Source organism: Algibacter pacificus, assembly GCF_008033385.1.
Lineage (GTDB): Bacteria > Bacteroidota > Bacteroidia > Flavobacteriales > Flavobacteriaceae > Algibacter > Algibacter pacificus.
In genome coordinates this window covers 334,316-355,045 of the sequence record NZ_VOGY01000001.1, presented here as the reverse complement: position 1 = coordinate 355,045, position 20,730 = coordinate 334,316, and the positions used below count along the sequence as shown (strand labels likewise).

Sequence of the window (20,730 nt, the reverse complement as noted above, 5' to 3'; positions counted from 1 at the left end):
GAGAATTTGATAGTTTTTTTCTAAAAAAATTTAAAAAAAACAAGTTCTATACTATTTTTTTTACCATATCCTCAAACGAATCTCTATTAATAGCACCATTTTTAACCTTTACCCTATAGTTATAAATGGTATTTACAGAGTACCTAAGTATTTTAGAAATTTTAGAACTATTAGTTATTCCTAATCGAATTAATGCAAAAATTCTTAATTCTGTATTTAATAGTTCTCCTTTTTTTACCTCTATTTTTTCATTTTCTTTCAATAAAGTATTTAAGTTTTCAATAAAATTAGGATAGATATGTAAAAAAGATTTATCAAAATTAGTATAGAAAATTTTCAACTCATCATTTACAATATTTTTAGTTTTTATAAGACTGAGTAAATCATTCGTTTTATTAGTTACTATATATTTTCGAACGGTTTTTCGGTAAACATCGAGCTTATCAATATATTCCGAGTATAGGTTTAAAAATGTACCTATATATTGTTCTTTTATAAGATCGACTGCCGAAAGTTCTTCATATAACCTTTTAAGATCTGCATTGGTATAGCTTAATTTATCATTTAAATCCTTTAACTTTAAGTTGGCTGCTTTTAAATGTTCTTGTCCTAACTTTATTTTCTTATACTGTTTGAAGATGAAAAATAGGGCTACAATTAAAATTAAAGATAAACTACTTATAAATATTAACTGTTTTTTTAATGTGTTACTTTGCTTTAAGTGCATGGTTTCATACGATTTTGATATTACCGGTAACACATTCGATATATCTAAAAAACGTAATTTTGAATTATAAAATTTGGCATCGTCAAAGGAAAAACTAATGTATTTGTGTGCGCGATCGACATCTCCTTCTTCAAACAAAATAACCGCTAGATTCGCCATAGAAGCGTTGTCTTTTATAGAGGCTTGAATATCAGAAATAGCAGATAAAATAAGATATTTTTTTTGATTTGATATATTACCATCCATTTGAGACACCATAAAAGATCTATAAAAAGCTATTGTGGCATACTCTCGAGTTCCCATTTTAGCAATGGATAATCTTTTTGCATTAACTTCTATAGCTTTTCTAAAATTGCTAACATCCCTGTAATTATCCTCTTTAATTTCCAAATATATTTTAGAGTTTTTGTCGAGCACTGCTATTTCTCTATTTAAAGAATCTTTATAGGCTATATACTTTTTTTGATACTTTGCCGATATGCTTTTTATTCTGGAAATTGTTCTAAGTTCGGAATAACATCTTTTATAAATACTGTAATAATCCCTAATTAAGTCTGGCGGTAAAGAAGGCGCCTTAATCTCTTCTAATAAGTTTATCGATTCATCATACCTTCCAGATGTTGCTAAAAGCTTAGCTAGCCTTAAGGTTGATTCTTTAACAAAATGCTCGTTTCCTATTTTTTTTGCAAAGGATAAATTCTCTTCAATGTAATTTAACGTCTTATCGAAACTGTAATATTCATATTCTGCAATTAACTTATTTGTAATAAAGTATTGGTTTTCGGGGGTGATATTTTTTTCTGATAATAGCATTTTTAAATTAGCTATTCGAGATTCTTTAGCTTGATCGTAAACTTGTCTATTCGCCATTTCTTTCTCTAATTTTACAATTAAAGAATCGAGTTCATTTATGGCATGAGCTGCAGGTGTTGCCAGGATAAATATTAAACCGAAAAATGCTTTATACATTAAATTTTATTTTGATTCTTGTTTAGTTTAACAATGTTTAAAAGTAATATAATAATTTTTAACTATAATTTAATGGGATATATGGTAATCTTAATGACTTTAAGAGTTTTTTACTACTGTCCCCCTAAGTATTGATATTTAACATTATTTTTAAAACACTTGTTATTAATTATTTAAAGTAATTTATTTATAAAATAAAAGCTATAACAAATTTAGCCTCTAGCGATATATTTATCAAAATTCCTTTAAAAAGCAAACAATTACTATTAATTAATAATAATTAATGGGTTTCATTTTTATAATTTTCAACAACGTTAGATTATTGGTGTTTTCTAAAAAAAATAGCTGTAGGCTAATTAAATTAGCTACAGCTATTATTAATATAAATTACCGTTTGGTAAAGTAAATTATATAGAGATCCTATTTATTAATATTAAATTACCATCCCGGGTTTTGATTTGAATTAAAATCTGGAATAATAGAAGTATCTTTAATAGGAATAGGAAATATAAGAAATTTTTCCTGCCATGCATTCCTTCTTTCTGTTACAAATCGTTCATATTTAAAATCAGTACCATTTTTAATCACTTCCATACCTGTAACCAACTTATCTGTTTGGTCTAATATTTTCCATCGTCTTACATCCCAAAAACGGTGCTCTTCAATAACCAGTTCTACTCGTCTTTCATTTCTAATTCTTTTTCTAAATTCATCTTGAGATAGCCCTGCTTTTAAATTAGGCATACCTGCTCTTTCCCTAACTTTATTTATTGCGTTGTAGGCTTCTACAGTTGGTCCATTGGCTTCGTTTTCCGCTTCTGCGTAATTAAGGTAAATTTCTGCTAAGCGGTATTTTTTCCACCTAGATTGGGCATTTTGCCTATTCTGTAACTTAGGATCATGAAATTTTCTTAAATAGTAACCTGTATGGGTGTTTTTTTTGTTTGGCGGTGTTTTTTTAAGAGCATCAGCCCCTCCTACAAAGGTTTCTACCGTGTGTATCCTTCCTGCTATGTTATCGTAAAGCGCTCCGTTATACCACACTGTTGCGTAAAACCTAGGATCTCTACCTTCATAAGGGTTGGCTGGATCGTAACCTGACTCGGTATTTATGATAGGCTCTAAATGATCCTCATCATTATATCCTAAAATGGCTGGTTCTCCAGTAGCTAACATATCGTAACTATCAACAAGTTCTTGAGTGGGAGTAATTCCTACTTTATTTTGCCCTGGCATGCTTGGCAATGCATTGGTGTTTCTAAAACTAGGGTGTCCATTGGTTTTTCTTTCAAAAATAGTTTCTCTATCTCGTGGCGATGGGTTAACATCTGATCTAGAGAAAAAATATTCTTCATAGTTTGAAAAAAGCTGGTATTCGCCATTTTTAGTTAACGCATCTAAAGCCGCTTTAGAACCTGTAGCTGCTTCTTGCCATTTAGCAATATTATTTTCTGGATTCCATAATGGGCTTGCATTATAAAGTAAGGCTTGAGATTTTACAGCATGGGCTACGGCTTTACTAAAACGTCCTCTTTCCGGTTCTAGGGTTATACGTATTGGTAAGTTAGGACTAGCTATGGCATCATCACAATCTTTTACTATAAAATCTATACACTCTTGAAAGGTCGGTCTAATAAGGGATGTATAATCAAATGCCGGGGAAAACGGCTCATCGACTATAGGCATTGGTCCATATTGTTTTATCAATTCCAAATAATAAAACGCTCGAAGCAATTTAGTTTCTGCTATATATCGTTCCCTGTCTTTTTCGTTGGTAATAGTTGCGGTTTCAACATTTGCTAAAAACACATTGGCGTTTCTTATACCCGTCCAAAAGGTATTATAATGATTTTTTCCATGTCCACCCGGGCCATTTTCTAGAGGGTTAAAACTTGGTGTCATGGAACCTGTTATCCATATATTTGCTATATTTCCTGGATTATTACCTACATCGGCATCTTGACATTCATCGGTAACACCCGCCAAAAACGTAAAAAAGTGATAGTAATAAGAGTATGATGGTATACTAGAGTATACCGTATTTAAATAGGCTTCGGTATGGTTTTCGTCTTGAAACACATCTTCTAAAGTCAATCTTCCATCAGGTGTAATATCCAATGCTTCATCACAACTAAGTACAAATACTGTACAAATTAATAGGTATAAAAATTTATTTTTCATTATTCTCATTTTTTAAAATTTTAGATCAACCCCTAAACTGTAAACCTTAATTAATGGGTAAGTAAGTCCATTAGCAGCTTCTGGGTCATAATTTTTGTTTGGCAATTTATCCCAAGTAATTAAATTTAAACCATTTACATACAACCGCATATTAGCTATTCCTTTTAAATTTAAGCGATATCCTATTTCTAAGTTTTTTAATCTAACATAGCTAGCGTCTCTTATAAAAAAGGAATTTTCTTTTTCACTTGGCGAAGGTTCCGTACTTAACCTAGGGAAACCAATATGCTCTCCGTTTGCAGCACGCTCAGGTGTCCAACTAGACAGGTGTTGGCTAAAAAAGTTGTTTTGACCACTAGCAAAAGTTCCTCTACTATAATAAAACTTATCCACATTTGCCACACCTTGAAAAAGCACGCTTAAATCAAAATTTTTGTAGGTTGTACTTAAGCTTAAGCCAAATGATGTTTCAGGCACGGTAGACGCTCCTATGGGAGCAATATCCCTTTGATCTACAACACCATCGCCATTAAGGTCTTTATATTTAAAGTCTCCTGGTTTAGATTCATGCCCGCCAACAATTTGTTCTGGCGCATTATCTATTTCTTCTTGTGTTTCAAAATACTTTTCAACCACATACCCAAAATTTTGCCCTATTCTATAACCTGTTTGTCTATATCTATAAGCATAATCTTCTGGTAATAATGGTTCGTCTGCAAATTTCTGTCTATTGGTAGCATAACCAACAAAAGCCCTTCCTCTAACAAAAAAATCTGGTGAAATTGCTTTTTTGTAATTTAACTCTACTTCAAACCCTTTGTTTTCTACAACACCAATATTAACAGGTGGTAAAGCTCCAATAGGTAATCCATTTAATACAGGAATGGTTCCTCTATTTCTTAAAATATTATCTCTTTTTTCAGTAAATACATCTATTATTAAATCAAACGATTTTAAAAAACTTAATTCAAAACCAATATTTGCCTTTCTTGCTACTTCCCATTGCAACTCACCATTTTTTAATTGGTTTATAGCAATTCTTCTTCCTTCGTTTAGACTGGAAGAATATCCCCCTCCGTTGATTGAGATATCATCTAAATAAAGAAACCTATCATTCCCAATACGGTCATTCCCTACTTCACCATAAGATCCCCTAATTTTAAATTTATCTATACCATTTATATTCCAAAACTTTTCTTTGGAAACCAACCAACCGGCAGAAACTGCTGGAAAAAAACCAAACCGTCTTCCTGGAGCAAACTGTTCCGATCCATTATAACCTGCATTAAATTCGAAGAAATATTTATCATCGTAACCATAAGTAAATCTTGATGATACTCCAATTAGGTTATAAGGTAACTGATCATTAATTATCCTTTTTTGGTGCTGATACAACACGAGGGCACTAACGTCATGTTTTTTAAACGTTCTCTTGTAATTTAAATAAGCTTGCAAGTTTGAAAAGCTTTGAAAAGACCTGCTTCCTGAAATATTTAGAGGAGTTTCTACATCGTCCGAAAAATTTCGGTAATAAATCGAATCCTTTCCTGTTTCTGTTTGCTCTATAACCTGTATTTCACGAACATAACTCTTACTAGCATTTAAATTATTAGTAGCTTTAGTATCAAAAGACATAACAGCTTTTGCCGACAAACCTTTAGTAATAAAGTTTAGTTTTTGCTCCATACCAAAGGTAGAAGTTACGTTGTTACGTGTTTGCTGTCTATATCCTGTTCGGTTCAACAAACCGTATGCAGGGTTAGGAAGTTCGGATGTGGTTACCACAGCTCCATTAGGCGATGTAGGTCCGGGCACATTTGATGGCATATCCAAAATTCCTGCTAATATATTTACAGATGGAGACAGCCCTCCTTGCCCTGTAGATGCTGTACTTACCGAAAATGGAGAGTTTTGTTTTTCAACATAACCAGCTAAGTTAAGAAACGCCTTTAAATTAGGGTTTATCTCCATATCTATATTGGATCTAAAATTGTAACGATCTAATTTAAAACTTGGGTCGTAATCTAGATTTTTTTCCGTTTTAAACAATCCACCTTGATTAAGATACCCTGCGTTAACGTAGTATTTAACAGCCTTACCTGCTCCAGAAATATTTAGATTAACTCTTTGTTGTTGAGCAAAATCTTCCATTAGCAAACCAGCCCAATCGGTATCTGGATATCTTTCTGGGTCCGAATGTGTTCGGTATGCTTCTAAAGCTTCTGCGGAATAAGCATCGCCAAATCCATCATTATTTTGCGCCAAATTTCGTAATGTAGCAAATTCAAAAGCATTTACTGGCTGTGCTACTCTAGTAAAGCTTTGAACCCCTGACTCTGCAGAAAGGTTTACTTCTGGAATTTCTGAAGTACCACGTTTAGTAGTAACCAATATGACACCGTTAGCTCCTCTTACCCCAAAAATAGCCGTCGATGAGGCATCTTTTAAGATAGTAACCGATTCTACTTCATTTGGATCCATATAGGTTAAATCGCGCTCCACACCATCTACTAAAATAATTGGCGACCGCGCATTGATGGTGCCTTGCCCCCTAATAAAAAGTTGAGTGAGGTCTCTACCTGGCTCTCCAGAGGTTTGAATTGAGGTTAACCCAGGTAACCTACCTGCTAAAGTAACGGCTAAGTTGGAGGCTGGACTCTGTTTAAGTTCCTGAGTACTAATTGAAGATATGGATCCGGTAACAGTTGCTTTTTTTTGCTCACCAAAACCTACAACAACCACTTCAGATAATTGCTCACTATCTTCTTCTAATTTAAAATCAATTTTAACCCTTCCCTTCACAGGTTCTTCCATAGATTGGTATCCAATAAAAGAAATCTGTAAAACGGCATCTCCAGTAGCTTTAATACTGTAGTTACCATCAAAATCGGTAACAGCACCTCTAGACGTTCCCTTTACCATAACGGTTGCCCCCGGTAATGGCAAGCTACTCTTTGCTTCAAGAACAACACCTTTAATTTCTATCATCTCCTGCCCATAAGTTGAATTGGCCCAAACAAGGCCCAAGAGAAACATTAAATAAAATTTTGTTAGTTTTTTTCTCATTAGTTAAGTTTTAAGTTTTAAAATAGTTTAATAAAACCTTAAGCCTAAAAGACATTGCTACTATAGTAACATCTTTACATTTTCAAGATTTTTTTGTTAATTTTTGGTTAAATTATATGTTTTAAAAACTTTAGCCATCCTGCCGTTTTGGGTCTATCTCCTAAAAAATGGGGTAATCTTCAATCAAAACAGCAACACAAACACCTAATAAACAATAACTTACGTATTTTAGAGAGAAAAATATGACGTATATTGTTTTTTTTTAAAATAATTTCACTCCGCTTTAGTTTAAGAGGGGATATGCTATTAATCTTTGGAGAATTAAAACACTTTACAAATAACTCTAAATAGATATTTAAATAGAAAAATAGTGTATTTAATTAAATAGATGTTACTAATCCGCAGGATTAAACAGGATAGAAAACAGCTTTAAATCATCTAGTTTTATCCTTTGCTAAACCACTTAAAAATGGTAATTATCACCTATTTTTTTAATCTTTTTATTAACAGTAAAACAACTAAATCATTAAAACTAACTTAACAATTGCATACTATGCTAAAAAAAAATAATTCCAGATTAAAATTTAAAATACCTGCTAAAAAAATAGCCTCCCTTATCCTAATGGTACTTTTCCTTAATAACTGCCATAAAAACGAAACTTACAGAATACAGCATTCGGTAGAAATAAATCAACTCTATATATCGCATTTAAATTTTAAATGGCAAGCTGTTGATATACCAAAAAACGAACAATTTGCCTATCAAATTATTGTAAGTAAACAGAACCCTGTTACCAAAAAAGCTAATGGTATTGTATGGGATTCTGGAAAAATAGAAGACAACCAAAAAACAAGCACTCCATACTCAGGTCCTAATTTAGTAGGTGGAGCAACCTATTTTTCTAAAGTAAAAATATGGCGTAAAAACAATACATCCTACAATAGTGAACCTCAATCATTTGTAGCACCTTTAAGTTACCCTGAAGACTGGAAAGGCAACTGGGTTACTTATAATTATACACCAGAAGACCCGCTACCTATATTTAGAAAAACGTTTAAAACAGACCCTAGCAACCAAGTTGCGTTTGCAAGACTATATATTTCAGCACCTGGGTTCTATGAAGCTTACATCAATGGTAATAAAATAGGGGATAATGTTTTAGATCCAGCACAAACAAATTATGATGATTATGTTTTTTATTCAACTTATGATATTCCTGCTAAGCAATTAAGCACCTCAAACGTAATTGGAGTTATGCTTGGGAACGGATGGTACAATCAAAACAAAGTTTGGACTAAGGCCATGATTTACGGTCAACCTGTTTTTATTGCTCAATTAGAAATACACTATACCAACGGCCAAACACAAATTATTGAAACCGATAACACTTGGAAATGGCATAAAGGCCCTATTACCTACACAAACATTTATACTGGCGAACATTACGATGCCAGAAAAGAAATCCCTAACTGGCTTAGTTACAATAAAAACACAACAGCATGGCCAAATGCTGAACACTCAAAAAAGCACCCCTCAAAAATTGTAAAACAATTTGCAGACCCCATTAAAGTTATGGACAGCTTGCAACCAAAAACTATTAAGCATGGAGAAAATGGCTCATACATTTTTGATTTTGGTCAAAACTTTGCAGGATGGGTTAAGCTAAAAATAAAAGCTAATAAAAATCAAGAAATCACCCTACGTTTTTCTGAAGAATTAAATAAAGAAGGGGAAATGGACTTTCGGTCTACAGGTATAAAAGCTACCAAAAACATACAGACTGAAAAATATATAGCAAAAGGCACAGGTATAGAAACTTGGGAACCTAAATTTACCTATCACGGCTTTAGATATGTAGAAGTCTCTGGACTTAAAAAACAGCCCACCAAAGCGCTTTTAACAGGTAAGGTAGTTTATTCTTCCATGAAAAAAACTGGAAATTTTCATACCTCAGAGCCAAACATTAACAAACTTCACGAACTAACAAATTGGACGTTAAAAAGTAACTTACAAGGCATACCTACAGATTGTCCTCACCGAGAAAAATGTGGATGGACAGGTGATGCTCATGCCCTAGCTAAAACCCTAATCTATAATTTTGATGCGCAAAAATTTCTAACAAAATATATATTCGACATGCGATCTTCTGGTCGAAAGTCTCAGCCAGAACTTTATTTTGGACGTAACTTTCACGATCGCAGTGTTATAAAAAAACCAATAGGCATTACAACCATGATTGCACCAGGTAGAAGAACCAGTGGTGTAGCATCGCCCGATTGGGGAACTGCCATAGTACAATTACCATGGTATTTATACTTACACTATGCAGATAAAGATGCATTAAAAGAATTCTATCCAGATATGAAAACCTGGGTTAATTATGTACATGCAAAAAATGAAAACGGTATAATAACGCACGGTTTAGGAGATTGGTGTCCTCCTGGAGGTAATGTAAATATAGATTGTCCCGTTGCCATTAGCTCGTCGGCCTTTCATATTCTAGATGTAACTATCATGAAAAAAGCTGCGGCCGCTTTAGGTTTCAAGGAAGATGAAGCGCATTATGCGGAAATGAAAAACTATCTTATTGCTAGTTTTAATCAATCGTTTTTAGATAAAGAGCTGGTAACCTATGGCAGTCAAACGGCTAATAGTCTAGCCTTGGATATAGGTATTGTACCTGTACAATACCGAAGAGGTGTAGCGCAAGCCATTGTAGATGAAAGTTATAATAAATTCAACGGGTTTTTAAATACAGGTATTTTTGGTATTTCTAGAGTGTTTAAAATATTATGCGAAAATGGTTTTGAAAACGAAGCTTATAGACTGCTTACAAAAAAAGGAAACCACAGTTTTGAAACCATGTGGCAACACTACGACGCCACTACACTTTGGGAAATACTTCCTACAAGTACAAATAAAGAGCTTTATGATACTTTAATGCTTCGTTCGCACAACCACCCTATGCAAGGCGGTTTTGATGCTTGGTTCTACTCTGGTATTGCTGGTATTAATCCATCAGAAGAACAGCCCGGATTTAAGAACATTATACTTAAACCATATTTAACACAACAATTACAGCATGCTGAAGCTTCATACAACACAAAAAATGGTACAATAGAAAGTAAATGGAAGCATGAAAACAACACGTTTATATGGAAAATAACCATTCCTAAAAATAGCGTTGCCGAAACTTATCTTCCCACTTATAGCCAAAACGTATCTGTACGGGTTAATGGAAATAGCGTAAGTTTACCCTCATCAAACACCTCTTTCTCTTCTCTTGGCACTTTAAAAGAAGGTCAATATACAATTGAAATAACCCCCATTTAAAACTTAGTTCACCGTTTTAATTATTAAAAAAATATCAGGTTAAACTTAACCTGATATTTTTTTGCTTTATACTTTAGTGATAATTACCAAATGGAGCATACTAAAATAAAAATAAAGTAACAGTAGAATAATTAGGTAAATGCTTGCTCCTATCACTTAATAAACTTGTATATATATTCTAAATAGTACTTTACACTAAAAAAATCCTCTACCTATTACAAAGTCCCTAGATTAAAAAATTAATCTAGGGACTTTTATTTTACTTAGTTATAGAAGTACAACGTTTTAGCATTAAACTTTAGTACGGTTTGAAATACGATACAACAGCGCTCTGTATTTTTATTTTAATTTAAGCACTTCACTACCTGCCATTAAAAAAGCACCTGTTCCATAATTTTGCCAACTTTTTGCTCCTGCTCCGGTTGGTGCATCTCCTATGTTTTGCACCCAGCCAACCATACCGTTTTCTTGCTGACTATTTTCTAGTGCTTTCCATGCTTTTTCCACTACAGACTTAAACTCTTGTTTAGGAAGCAAATTATTGTTAATCCCCCAAGCTAAAGCAAATGTAAAAAACCCACTCCCACTAGTTTCACCATGATTGTAAGCATCTGGATCTAGAAGACTTGTTCGCCATAAGCCATCTTCAGATTGAATTGATTTTAATTTATAAGCCATTTCTTTAAATAAATTTTCGTAAAACGCTCTATGTTTATAATCTTTTGGCATATCTTCTAAAACCAAGGATAAACCACCTAAAACCCAACCATTTCCGCGAGACCAAAATATTTTTTCACCATTATCGGCTTTCATATCCTTTTTGGTGCCTTTCCAAACATAACGTAAGTCCCTTGCAAAAAGGTGCGCTTCTTTATCGTAAAGCAAATTATAGGTTTCCATATAGTATTTATGCATTTCATCTAAGAAAGTCAAGTCCTTTTTATATTTAGAATAACTAGCTAAAACAGGTGGCGCCATAAACAAAGCATCACACCACCACCACAAGATATGTGTTAAACTATCCTTAGGGCCTTGTTTCCATGGACTAGCATCAAATAAATGTTTATTTATAAAAGTAGAGGACGGCTCCATATCTACTAAGTTTTTTCTAGTACTATTAATGTAAAGGTATGGATATACAATGGCAATATCATCGGCATGGTGATAGCGTTTAAGGGTGCCCCACTGGTTATTGTATCCCATAGTTTTTAATGCCGCGAGAAATACTTGATTTTTAGTGGATTGATGAGCTCGAACTACACCGGTGTAATAAGCACCGTTAGTCCAATCTGTTGGAGAAATAGCAAAAATAGGATGTTGCTCTTGCCATTCTAAAGCCTTAACCATTTTATCTTCTATATTTGAACTTTGCGAAATTAAATTGCAGGATGTCATGGCTAATATTCCAAAACTTACTAATGTTTTTAAATAGGTTCTTTTCATTGTTATTATTTTAATTTAACTTCAAAAAAACAAAATAAAAATACGTTTTGCATCCTGCTCCTTACAGGTGTACTGCAGCCCTATAACGCAGGATAGTTCTTTAAAAAAAACATTTTAACTTGCGTTAGTTTCGCATAGTGCGTATATAATGCTAACTGGAAAATATAATTATAATTATGGATAGAAGAAAGTTTTTAATTAATGGAACAGCAGCATCAATTGCATTGGCTACAAGTGCGAACATTTTAGGGCAGGCAGCAGGTTTAGGCTCAAAAAATAAAATTAATATAGGAATAATTGGCACAGGCGCAAGAGGGTCTGGTTTGATACCATATATAAATGAAATTGAGCATTTAAATGTATACGCTTGCTGTGACATTCTTCCTTTTCGGTTAGAGGAAGGATTAAAAAGAGCTGGCAAAAACACTAAAAGTTATACAAATTATAAAGATCTCCTGGGAGACAAAGCTATTGATGCTGTTATTGTAGCAACACCATTCAGTACCCATTCAGAGATCGCTATTGATGCCGTTTCGGCAGAAAAACATGTATACTGCGAAAAAACTATGGCTAAAGGTTACTTAGGTCTCAAAAAACTGATAAACAAAGTAAATAGTTCTAGTGTTGTATTTCAAGCTGGACATCAATACCATAGTTCCAGGTTATATACGCATGTAATTAAGTTATTAAAAGCGGGCAAGGTAGGTAAAATATCGGCTTTCGAGTGTCAGTGGAACCGTAATCATTCATGGAGAAAACCTGTTCCTAGCCCAAATCTTGAGCGTGCTATTAACTGGCGTATGTACAGAGAGTACTCTGGAGGTCTTGTTGCAGAACTGTGCTCGCACCAGATAGATTTTGTTAACACGGTTCTAAATACACCCCCTATTCAAGTTATGGGCACTGGTGGTATCGATTTTTGGAAAGATGGACGAGAAACTTACGATAATATTCATTTAATTTATAGCTACCCAGATGGGATTGAAGCCAAATTTTCTTGTAATTTAAGTAATGCTAAAGATCGATATCAAATAAAAGTAATAGGCCACAAAGGCACTTTAATTCTAACCACTACCTCGGCACGGTTTTACCCAGAAAACGAAAAATCTAAAAAAGCGCCTGTAATCTCCCAAAATGTAGACGGTGTATCGGGAGCAACTATGCAAAAAGACGAGGTGGCTTATTATGAGCCTATAAACATAGTGCACGAAGACCCTAGCAAACAAGCTCTAATCGATTTTAGAAACAGTATTTTAGATAACACGCCTCCTGTTTCAAACATTATCACGGGAGCTAGAGCAGCTATCTGCGTACAAATGGGGCTTGACGCTATGCACAATAATAAAATTGTACCTTGGAATCCTGATTTAGGGGTTTAATTAGAAAACAATTAGCACTCTTGCCGCTTATAGCTTTTAATATATTCGGTGGGAGTTTGTTCAAATTGCTTCTTAAAACAAGTTCTAAAATATTTAGGATCAGAAAAACCTACCATAAAAACGACTTCGGTAACCGAATATTTCCCGGATTTTATAAGGTTTGCAGCTCGTTTAATCCTAATTGTTCTAATAAACTCTGTGGTAGATTGACCTGTAATAGACTTTATTTTTTTATGTAACGCCGATCGACTCATACCGATATCTAATGCAAATTGCCCTACAGAATACTCGGTATTATCAATATTTTTCTTAACTATCTTCAAAGATTTTTTTAAAAACTCCTTATCAAGTTTATTTGATAATTCCTTCCAGGTGGAGGATGTAGGCGTGGTTTTAAACTTTTCTGTCCATTGCCTTTTAGTTTTTAAAATATTAGCCACTCTAAGTCTTAAAACCTCAATATTAAAAGGTTTTAAAACAAACTCATCGGCGCCCGTTTCTAGACCTTCTTTTTCATTTTCTAAGCCCGATTTTGCTGTAAGTATAATTACAGGTATATGACTTGTTTTTATATCGTGTTTAATAATTTTACACATTTCTATACCCCCCATTTTACTCATCATTAAATCGGTAACAATAAGATCTGGATTCTCATCTAGAGCTATATCTAAGCCTTCTTTCCCATTTTTTGCACTAAGTACGTGGTAGTAATTCTTAAAATAATTGGTTAAATATTCTTGCAAATCTAGATTATCTTCTACTATTAATATGGTGGGAGTTTCTTTATTGTGAATTACTGGCTTACTGGTTTCTACTTCGACCAAAGAGGTTTCCTTTAGGTCTTTTATTTCATTTTTCACAAAATCGAAATGATACTGTTTTGGTTGCGTTTCTAATATGGCTGTATCTTCATATTCAGCTTTAGAAATTGGTATTAAAACGGTACAATTTGTTCCTTGGTTAACTTCGCTAGTTATTTTAATACGTCCTTTATGAATCTCTACTAAACGTTTTGTATAGGCTAGTCCTAATCCAGACCCGGTTTGTATGGTGTTATTTTCTTTTTTTGTTTGGTAAAACCGTTCAAACAAACTTGGTAGCTCCTCTTGCGCTATTCCAACGCCTTGATCTAAAACTTTTACTACCGCAAACCCCTTATTATCGATCTGGGTTTTATTAATTGAAATCTCAATTTTTCGGTTTGGTGGTGTAAACTTAAATGCATTTGAGAGTAGGTTATATAGAATTTTTTCTAGTTTATCATTATCGAACCAAGCTGGAATAGAATTATGCTCGGCTCGAAATACAAAATCAATATGCCTCTCATCTGCTATATCTTGAAAAGCGTCGTAAATTTCTTTAACAAACTCCACCAAGTCACCTTCTTCAACTATTAAATTTACCACCCCTGATTCTACCTTTCTAAAATCGAGTAACTGATTAATTAAACGCAGTAGTCGTGTTGAGTTTTTATACATGATACTGTTTAAACGTTTTAGATATTCATCATCATTTCCGCCTTCCATAATTTGTTGAAGCGGCCCTATAATTAAGGTTAATGGTGTTCTTAATTCATGAGAGATATTTGTAAAAAACCGTAGTTTCATTTGGTTAATTTCAGCAGATTTTTCGTGAAGTGCGCTTTCTAGCTTCAATTCATTTTTTAACTTAATTTGATTCCATCTTACTCTAAACACCAAATAAACCACCGCCGCTATGGTGATGATAAAAACTAAAATAGCAAAGGGAGTTAAGTACCAAGGTGGTGTAATAATAATTTTAATTTTTTTAGGCGTTTTATTCCATATTCCAGCACTATTTGAGCCAGAAACTTTAAAAACATAATCTCCTGGAGGAATATTGGTGTACGAAGCAAACCTACGCTCCTTTCCGTTTACGGTTTGTGGCTTATCATCAAAACCTTCTAAAATAAATTTATACTTATTCTTTTCTGGATTTGAAAAATGCATACTAGAAAACACAAATTCAAAAGAGTTTAAATGGTAAGGCAACTTGATTTCCTGAACTTTATTGATATCTTTTTCTAGGATGACCTTTCCTTTAATTTCTTGTCCTACGCCAACCAATTCATTAAACAATTTAAAATTAGTTATTGTTACTTGGGGTTCTCGGGTATTTACCCTTACATTGTTTGGGTAAAAAAAAGTAAACCCGTTAACACCTCCACAAAACATCATTCCCGATGAGGTAAAGGCCATAGCGCTATCTCTAAATTCATCCACATTAAACCCGTCTCTTTTTTCAAAGTAAATAATATCTCCTGTTCTAGGATTTAATTTTGAAATTTTACGTGCATGCATGAGCCAAATATTACCTTCTGTATCTTCTCTAACTTGGTAAATTACATTACTCGGCAATCCATTTTTAACGGTATAATGTTTAAACACTACAGTATCGGAATTAACATTACTTAGCAAATTTAATCCTCCTCCAGATGTTCCTATATACAAAACTCCGTTTTTGGCCTGGTATAAATCTAATATATGATCATTGCTTAAAGTATTAGAATCTGTTGCACTGCTAAAAAATTTCTCAAAATTTTCTTTTTCAATTTCAGAATACTTTAACCTATTTAATCCATTATTAGTACCTATCCAAATATTGCCTTGATTATCTTCTAAAATATCGCGAATATTATTGTTTGATATATTTGAAGGAGCAACGTTAAAAGTATTGTAATTAACAGTGTGGTAGGCTTCTTTTTTACTATCAAAGCTCATTTTTATTAAACCATCGCCCCAGGGAGCAAACCAAATATGACCATGCCGGTCTTCTTCTATTGCAAATACACGACTATTAATGACGCTTCCCGAGTTATCTCTAATACCAGAAAACATTTTAATGTTATGAGATAAAGTTTCGTCATTATATACAATACTACTTAAACCATTTGTGGTACCTACCCAAACGGTTCCGTCTTCTCCTTTCATTAAGCGGGTAATTTCTGCTGTATTTGTGGGTCTATGTCCGTTATTTATAATTTGCAACTCTCCTTTGGTTAGGGCTGTATTAGAATTATTATTAAGCACCTCACTTTTTAAAGACACAATATCTCCAGACTGCGTTCCAAACCAAAATTCGCCTTGGCTTACTTCACATATAGACATTATAGGAGATTTGAACAGGTTGGAGGAGTCTTCATAAGGTAAATACTCGTTCGAATTGTAAAAGGTATGGTTGTCTAAATCCATTTTATACAAACCATGGTTTGATGTACATATCCAAAATACATTAGATCGATCTATAAACATACTTTGTATATCCTTATCGCCTATAGATGTTTTTAGTTGGGTATCTCTTGATAGATTTACAACTTGGCCTGATTCTATATTATAACTCAACAACAACCTGTTCCCTCCTATCCATAACCTGTTTTTGTCATCGACAACCATATCTATTCGGCGTTGTATATTTAACACCTCTGGGCTTATATTTGAACTCAATGTTATTTTTTCGGACTTGAGTACTTTTAAATTATCATCCAGTTTTATTTTAAATAATTGCAAACGACTATTTATTACCCATACGGTATTTTTAGGGTATTCTATAATATCCAGTACTTTTATCCCTGGACCAAATACTCTTCCATTGTAATTTGTAGCTTCAATTTTTAATTTTGGAATTTGTCCTTCTTTACTAACAACCCCTAATTGATATAGCCTAGCTTTTCCTGAAGAAGAAGTAAACCAAAATTTTCCATTAAGAGAGGGACTTAGTTTTTTTATATTTAAGTTTTTATCTTTTTTAATAAAAACATCATATTTTAATTCACCCTTCTCATTGATTTCAAAAAGTTTTATTCCTTTGGAGGTATTAATAAAAAAAACACCAGATTGAAATTGTTGAATATTATTTAATCCAGAAGATTTTTCTCTATTATCGCCTTTAAAATAAGTAGCCACCGACCCCGAGCTTGTGTTTATTCTATTGAGTCCAGACGGGGTTGGTACCCATATAAATCCTTGTTTATCTTCAAACAAATCAAACACTATATTACTACTTAATCCCTTTGAGTGTAGTCCATAATTATATTGTTTCATGGTATAACCATCGTACTGGTTTACCCCATTAAAAGTTCCAAACCATAAATACCCCAATTTATCTTGCACAATACTTGTAACTCTATTGTGTGATAAGCCCTGTTCGCCTCCTATATGATTTAATCGCCATTGGGAAAATAAATTTGAAGAACTCAACAAAAAAATAACACTTATTAAACAATAATTATTTAGGTTTTTTATCATTACTACAACGTAGATTTTTTTCTGACTTGGATAAATATAAACTTTTTTTAATCTTTATAATTTTATCAGGGAATAAACTACATTTAAAACAACGTGGTTTTATAATTACTGAAAACTATAATACTGCTAAACAGAAGCTCTATCAATAAAATTAAAGGGCACTTTAAAATCGCCTTTTTCTTTATTTAAAATCATTTTTGCACCTTTTTCTCCCATCATTTTAAAATCTGTAGAAACTACAGAAATACCAAAAACATTCTTTAAAGGCGTATCATTGTATGATATCACTCCAATATCCTCACCTAAGGTATAATCACGCTCTCGTATTTGTCTAATAAAATTAACCAAATCTGTTTCTTCTATAATAATATATAATTCTCCCTTTTTCAATGCGATATCATCGTGCACCGTATCCTTAATTTCAAAGTCTAAATAATGCTCAAGACAAAATTTTCTAACCCCTGACGGAATTTTTTTAGGATATGGATAAGCCGCTTTTTTAGGATATACCAATATAATTTTGTTGTACTTACATATTTTATTCACACCACTTTTTAATGCGTTATAAACGTCTTTTTCAAAATCCTGGTATACGGTAATAGATTGGTTATTATTATAACCTGTGGCATTATCTAATAAAATTAATCTGTTTTTTGAAATTTTGTTAAGAGCTTCATACACCCTCTGAGGCATACTGGTATGCTCTTGTTTTTCGGTTTTAAAATGCGGCATAACAACATAATAATCGTACGCCGATTTATGCTTGTCTAACAAATTTAAAAACAACGATTCATCGCAATGGTATATATGGAGATCTACTATAGAATTTGTTCCAATAGCATCTACAAAAGAATTGTAAACCCTCATTTTATAAGAGCTTAATTTATTAACTAAAAATAATATTTTCACTTTAGAAAGTAGTTTCGTTTTCGCAATATAAAAACCTTTTCCTCTAATAGATGCAATAACTTGACGCTTTTTTAAAATGTTATACGCTTTCTCAACAGTATCTCGAGAAACATACAACTCCTCACTAAAATTATTTATAGAAGGTATTTTTTGATCAATTACCAAATTCCCTATTACAACATTATGAATAATAGATTTTACAATCTGTTGGTATTTAGCTTCTCTAGAACCTTCATCAATTTTTACATACTCTGATATTTCCATCATAACTTTAATTTTAAAATCTTTTAGTAATACTTAACAGCCATTGTTATCACGGCTTTTTAAAAAATTATGTTATACCAGTTAATAATAAAATTACCTTTAAAAAACCTTCTATTTTTATGTTATAAATAAAAACAACAAAGTCGTTTTATAATTAAGTAATCATATTTTCAAATAAAGAATAAGAACGAGTTTTCGTTTGGTAGTTTAGTAATAAATGGTATGCTACCAAAATTATTTTTTTTAAAAGTTTTTTTGAGGGAATAATGTGTATGGTTTAGGGAGATATGTTGATAATAAGATTACTAAAACAAAAAAACAAATAACTAAACACTTTAAAATCAATACATTAAAACATTAAACAACTAAAAAAAGCGCAACTTCCTTTTTTAAAAGAAAATTGCGCCTTAATTAGGTAAACTTAGAACGTTTTTAAACAAATCCTATATTAAAATAAAGTTATTTTTTATACCGTTCTTATTTTATTTCATCTAATTAACCTCTATTTTATTTCGATTTTTGTAACCGCTTTTTTGAACCCCAATGTTTTCTGGAGCATATTCACTAAACAAAAAGTTAGGATTTGGAATAGGCACTAATGTTTTACTTTTTTTTATTTTCATCTCCATTATTTCATCCAATTCAACTACCTTTTTAGGATACAGATTGGCAAGATTATTACGTTCTCCAATATCCCATTTTAAGTTATAAAGCCTATAGTCATGCTTAAAATTTTCTCCTTGATGGAATAACCTAATCAACTTCCAATCCCCCACACGAATAGCCATACAAGGTGGTAACCAATCTGGAACTTTGGTTTGATTTGGAAAATAAGTTATTATACCCTCACGTTGAATATCGTCTCCTTTAAAAGTTGGAGAAATATCAATGCCATCAATAACATGGCTTTTAGGCAGGGAAATACCAGCCAAGCTTAAAAGTGTTGGGTAAAAATCGGTAGATTGTATAAGTACATCTGAGGTTGTTCCAGCTTTAGTTATACCAGAATAAGCAATAATAGTTGGCACCCTTATACCGCCTTCAAACAAAGTACCTTTTCCGCCGCGTAAAGGTCTATTACTTGTTGGAGGAGCCAAATAAGCTTCTCCATTTGGCAACTTATCTACAATACCATTGTACATATTGCCTCCATTATCACTTGTAAAAACAATTATTGTGTTATCTGCAATCCCCAATCTATCAATTTCATCTAGCAGTCTACCTACGGCCTGATCCATAGAATGCACCATGGCTGCGTATGTTGCCGAGTGCTGTTCATCTGTCAAATCGACCTTAGTTCTGTAGTATTTTTTTAAACTTTCCTTGGCATCAAAAGGAGCGTGAACAGAAAATTGCCAATAGTTCATAAAAAACGGTTTAGTGGTATCTCGTGTTCTTAACCAAGAAACAGCTTCGTCTGTCATTCTATCTTCAATATGCTCTTTTTCGTAATTTTCCTTAAAGTTTTTATACCGCCATGGTGCAACAAATCCTCCTGCAGGTCCCGGACCATTAGTATGTGGTATGTCTACATCAAATCCATGCTCTAAAGGTGAATAAGGTTCAGACCCCAAGTGCCATTTACCAAAATGTGCGGTTTGATACCCCGCCTTTTTAAATTGTTTTCCTAAGGTTGGTATTTGGGTATCTAAACGACTTGCCGAAATTATGGATAAAGCTTTATCGCTCGCTTTGGCCTTTTCTGGCAACGATGGTTTTAGTAGTACTTTACCCAAATGAGCATTAGGCACAGTTATACCTGTTCGCATAGGGGTTTGCCCGGTTAATATACTCGCCCGTGTAGGCGAACACAATGGGCTCGATGCATAAGCATTTGTATAAGTAACGCCTCTTGCCGCTAATCGTTCTAAATTGGGTGTTTCGTAAAGTTGGGTTTTTCCGTAAAGGGTAACATCACTCCAACCTAAATCGTCTGCCAATATAAACACTACATTGGGCTGGGTTTGTGCATATCCATTTAATAAACCTATCAAAATAAAAAATAATATAAGCACTCTTTTCATCATTAACTTTTTAAGAATTAATTCTAATTATTATAGCCTAAACACTAATATAACTTACAACAATGTTACTATATATTTTTTAAATTAGCATCCTGTAGAATCTGAATAAACACCTAACATAAGGGGCTTAATTTCTATAATACAATAAGAAACAACACAACAGCTCACA

At 33.0% G+C, this 20,730-nt stretch carries 9 protein-coding genes; 2 read left to right on the top strand and 7 right to left on the bottom strand.

Annotated features, from left to right (window positions below; all coding sequences use genetic code 11):
• Window positions 1-46: 46 nt before the first annotated feature.
• The 3 genes from FQU21_RS02055 to FQU21_RS02045 all read right to left on the bottom strand — a co-directional run bounded on the left by FQU21_RS02055 (window position 47) and on the right by FQU21_RS02045 (window position 6,943).
• Window positions 47-1,696, bottom strand: coding sequence for a DUF6377 domain-containing protein (locus FQU21_RS02055; protein ID WP_147676360.1), 1,650 nt, complete (start codon window positions 1,694-1,696; stop codon window positions 47-49).
• Between the two features lie 438 nt (window positions 1,697-2,134).
• The gene (locus FQU21_RS02050) at window positions 2,135-3,877 is read right to left on the bottom strand and encodes a RagB/SusD family nutrient uptake outer membrane protein (RefSeq protein WP_187269299.1); all 1,743 of its coding nucleotides are present in this window, start codon (window positions 3,875-3,877) and stop codon (window positions 2,135-2,137) included.
• Between the two features lie 12 nt (window positions 3,878-3,889).
• Complete coding sequence (locus FQU21_RS02045) at window positions 3,890-6,943, bottom strand: SusC/RagA family TonB-linked outer membrane protein (protein WP_147676358.1); 3,054 nt, start codon at window positions 6,941-6,943, stop codon at window positions 3,890-3,892.
• Between the two features lie 553 nt (window positions 6,944-7,496).
• On the opposite strand from FQU21_RS02045, the gene FQU21_RS02040 reads away from it, so the two are divergent.
• The gene (locus FQU21_RS02040; protein WP_147676357.1) at window positions 7,497-10,277 is read left to right on the top strand and encodes an alpha-L-rhamnosidase; all 2,781 of its coding nucleotides are present in this window, start codon (window positions 7,497-7,499) and stop codon (window positions 10,275-10,277) included.
• 339 nt (window positions 10,278-10,616) lie between these two features.
• Here the strand turns inward: FQU21_RS02040 and FQU21_RS02035 are convergent, their stop codons facing one another.
• Window positions 10,617-11,720, bottom strand: a complete 1,104-nt coding sequence (locus FQU21_RS02035) for a glycoside hydrolase family 88/105 protein (protein ID WP_147676356.1) — start codon at window positions 11,718-11,720, stop codon at window positions 10,617-10,619.
• A 176-nt stretch (window positions 11,721-11,896) separates the two neighbouring features.
• Between FQU21_RS02035 and FQU21_RS02030 the strand changes: the two genes are divergently transcribed.
• The gene (locus FQU21_RS02030; protein WP_147676355.1) at window positions 11,897-13,099 is read left to right on the top strand and encodes a Gfo/Idh/MocA family protein; all 1,203 of its coding nucleotides are present in this window, start codon (window positions 11,897-11,899) and stop codon (window positions 13,097-13,099) included.
• An 11-nt stretch (window positions 13,100-13,110) separates the two neighbouring features.
• Here FQU21_RS02030 and FQU21_RS02025 read toward each other — a convergent pair whose 3' ends face one another.
• The 3 genes from FQU21_RS02025 to FQU21_RS02015 all read right to left on the bottom strand — a co-directional run bounded on the left by FQU21_RS02025 (window position 13,111) and on the right by FQU21_RS02015 (window position 20,561).
• A complete protein-coding gene (locus tag FQU21_RS02025; protein ID WP_147676354.1) occupies window positions 13,111-17,364 on the bottom strand; it encodes a hybrid sensor histidine kinase/response regulator transcription factor in 4,254 nt (1,417 codons plus the stop codon).
• A 126-nt stretch (window positions 17,365-17,490) separates the two neighbouring features.
• Window positions 17,491-18,537 carry a GntR family transcriptional regulator gene (locus FQU21_RS02020; RefSeq protein WP_187269308.1) on the bottom strand — a complete coding sequence of 349 codons (1,047 nt, stop codon included), beginning with the start codon at window positions 18,535-18,537 and terminating at the stop codon, window positions 17,491-17,493.
• A 491-nt stretch (window positions 18,538-19,028) separates the two neighbouring features.
• Window positions 19,029-20,561 (bottom strand): sulfatase, encoded by a 1,533-nt coding sequence (locus FQU21_RS02015; RefSeq protein WP_147676352.1) that lies wholly within the window; start codon window positions 20,559-20,561, stop codon window positions 19,029-19,031.
• Between the last annotated feature and the right edge of the window lie 169 nt (window positions 20,562-20,730).

What these genes read in the sequence shown, in the direction of transcription:
- FQU21_RS02055 (WP_147676360.1), bottom strand. Translation starts at nt 1,696, where the DNA reads ATGTATAAAGCATTTTTCGGTTTAATATTTATCCTGGCAACACCTGCA.
- FQU21_RS02020 (WP_187269308.1), bottom strand. Translation starts at nt 18,537, where the DNA reads ATGGAAATATCAGAGTATGTAAAAATTGATGAAGGTTCTAGAGAAGCT.
- FQU21_RS02035 (WP_147676356.1), bottom strand. Translation starts at nt 11,720, where the DNA reads ATGAAAAGAACCTATTTAAAAACATTAGTAAGTTTTGGAATATTAGCC.
- FQU21_RS02025 (WP_147676354.1), bottom strand. Translation starts at nt 17,364, where the DNA reads ATGATAAAAAACCTAAATAATTATTGTTTAATAAGTGTTATTTTTTTG.
- FQU21_RS02030 (WP_147676355.1), top strand. Translation starts at nt 11,897, where the DNA reads ATGGATAGAAGAAAGTTTTTAATTAATGGAACAGCAGCATCAATTGCA.
- FQU21_RS02040 (WP_147676357.1), top strand. Translation starts at nt 7,497, where the DNA reads ATGCTAAAAAAAAATAATTCCAGATTAAAATTTAAAATACCTGCTAAA.
- FQU21_RS02015 (WP_147676352.1), bottom strand. Translation starts at nt 20,561, where the DNA reads ATGAAAAGAGTGCTTATATTATTTTTTATTTTGATAGGTTTATTAAAT.
- FQU21_RS02050 (WP_187269299.1), bottom strand. Translation starts at nt 3,877, where the DNA reads ATGAAAAATAAATTTTTATACCTATTAATTTGTACAGTATTTGTACTT.
- FQU21_RS02045 (WP_147676358.1), bottom strand. Translation starts at nt 6,943, where the DNA reads ATGAGAAAAAAACTAACAAAATTTTATTTAATGTTTCTCTTGGGCCTT.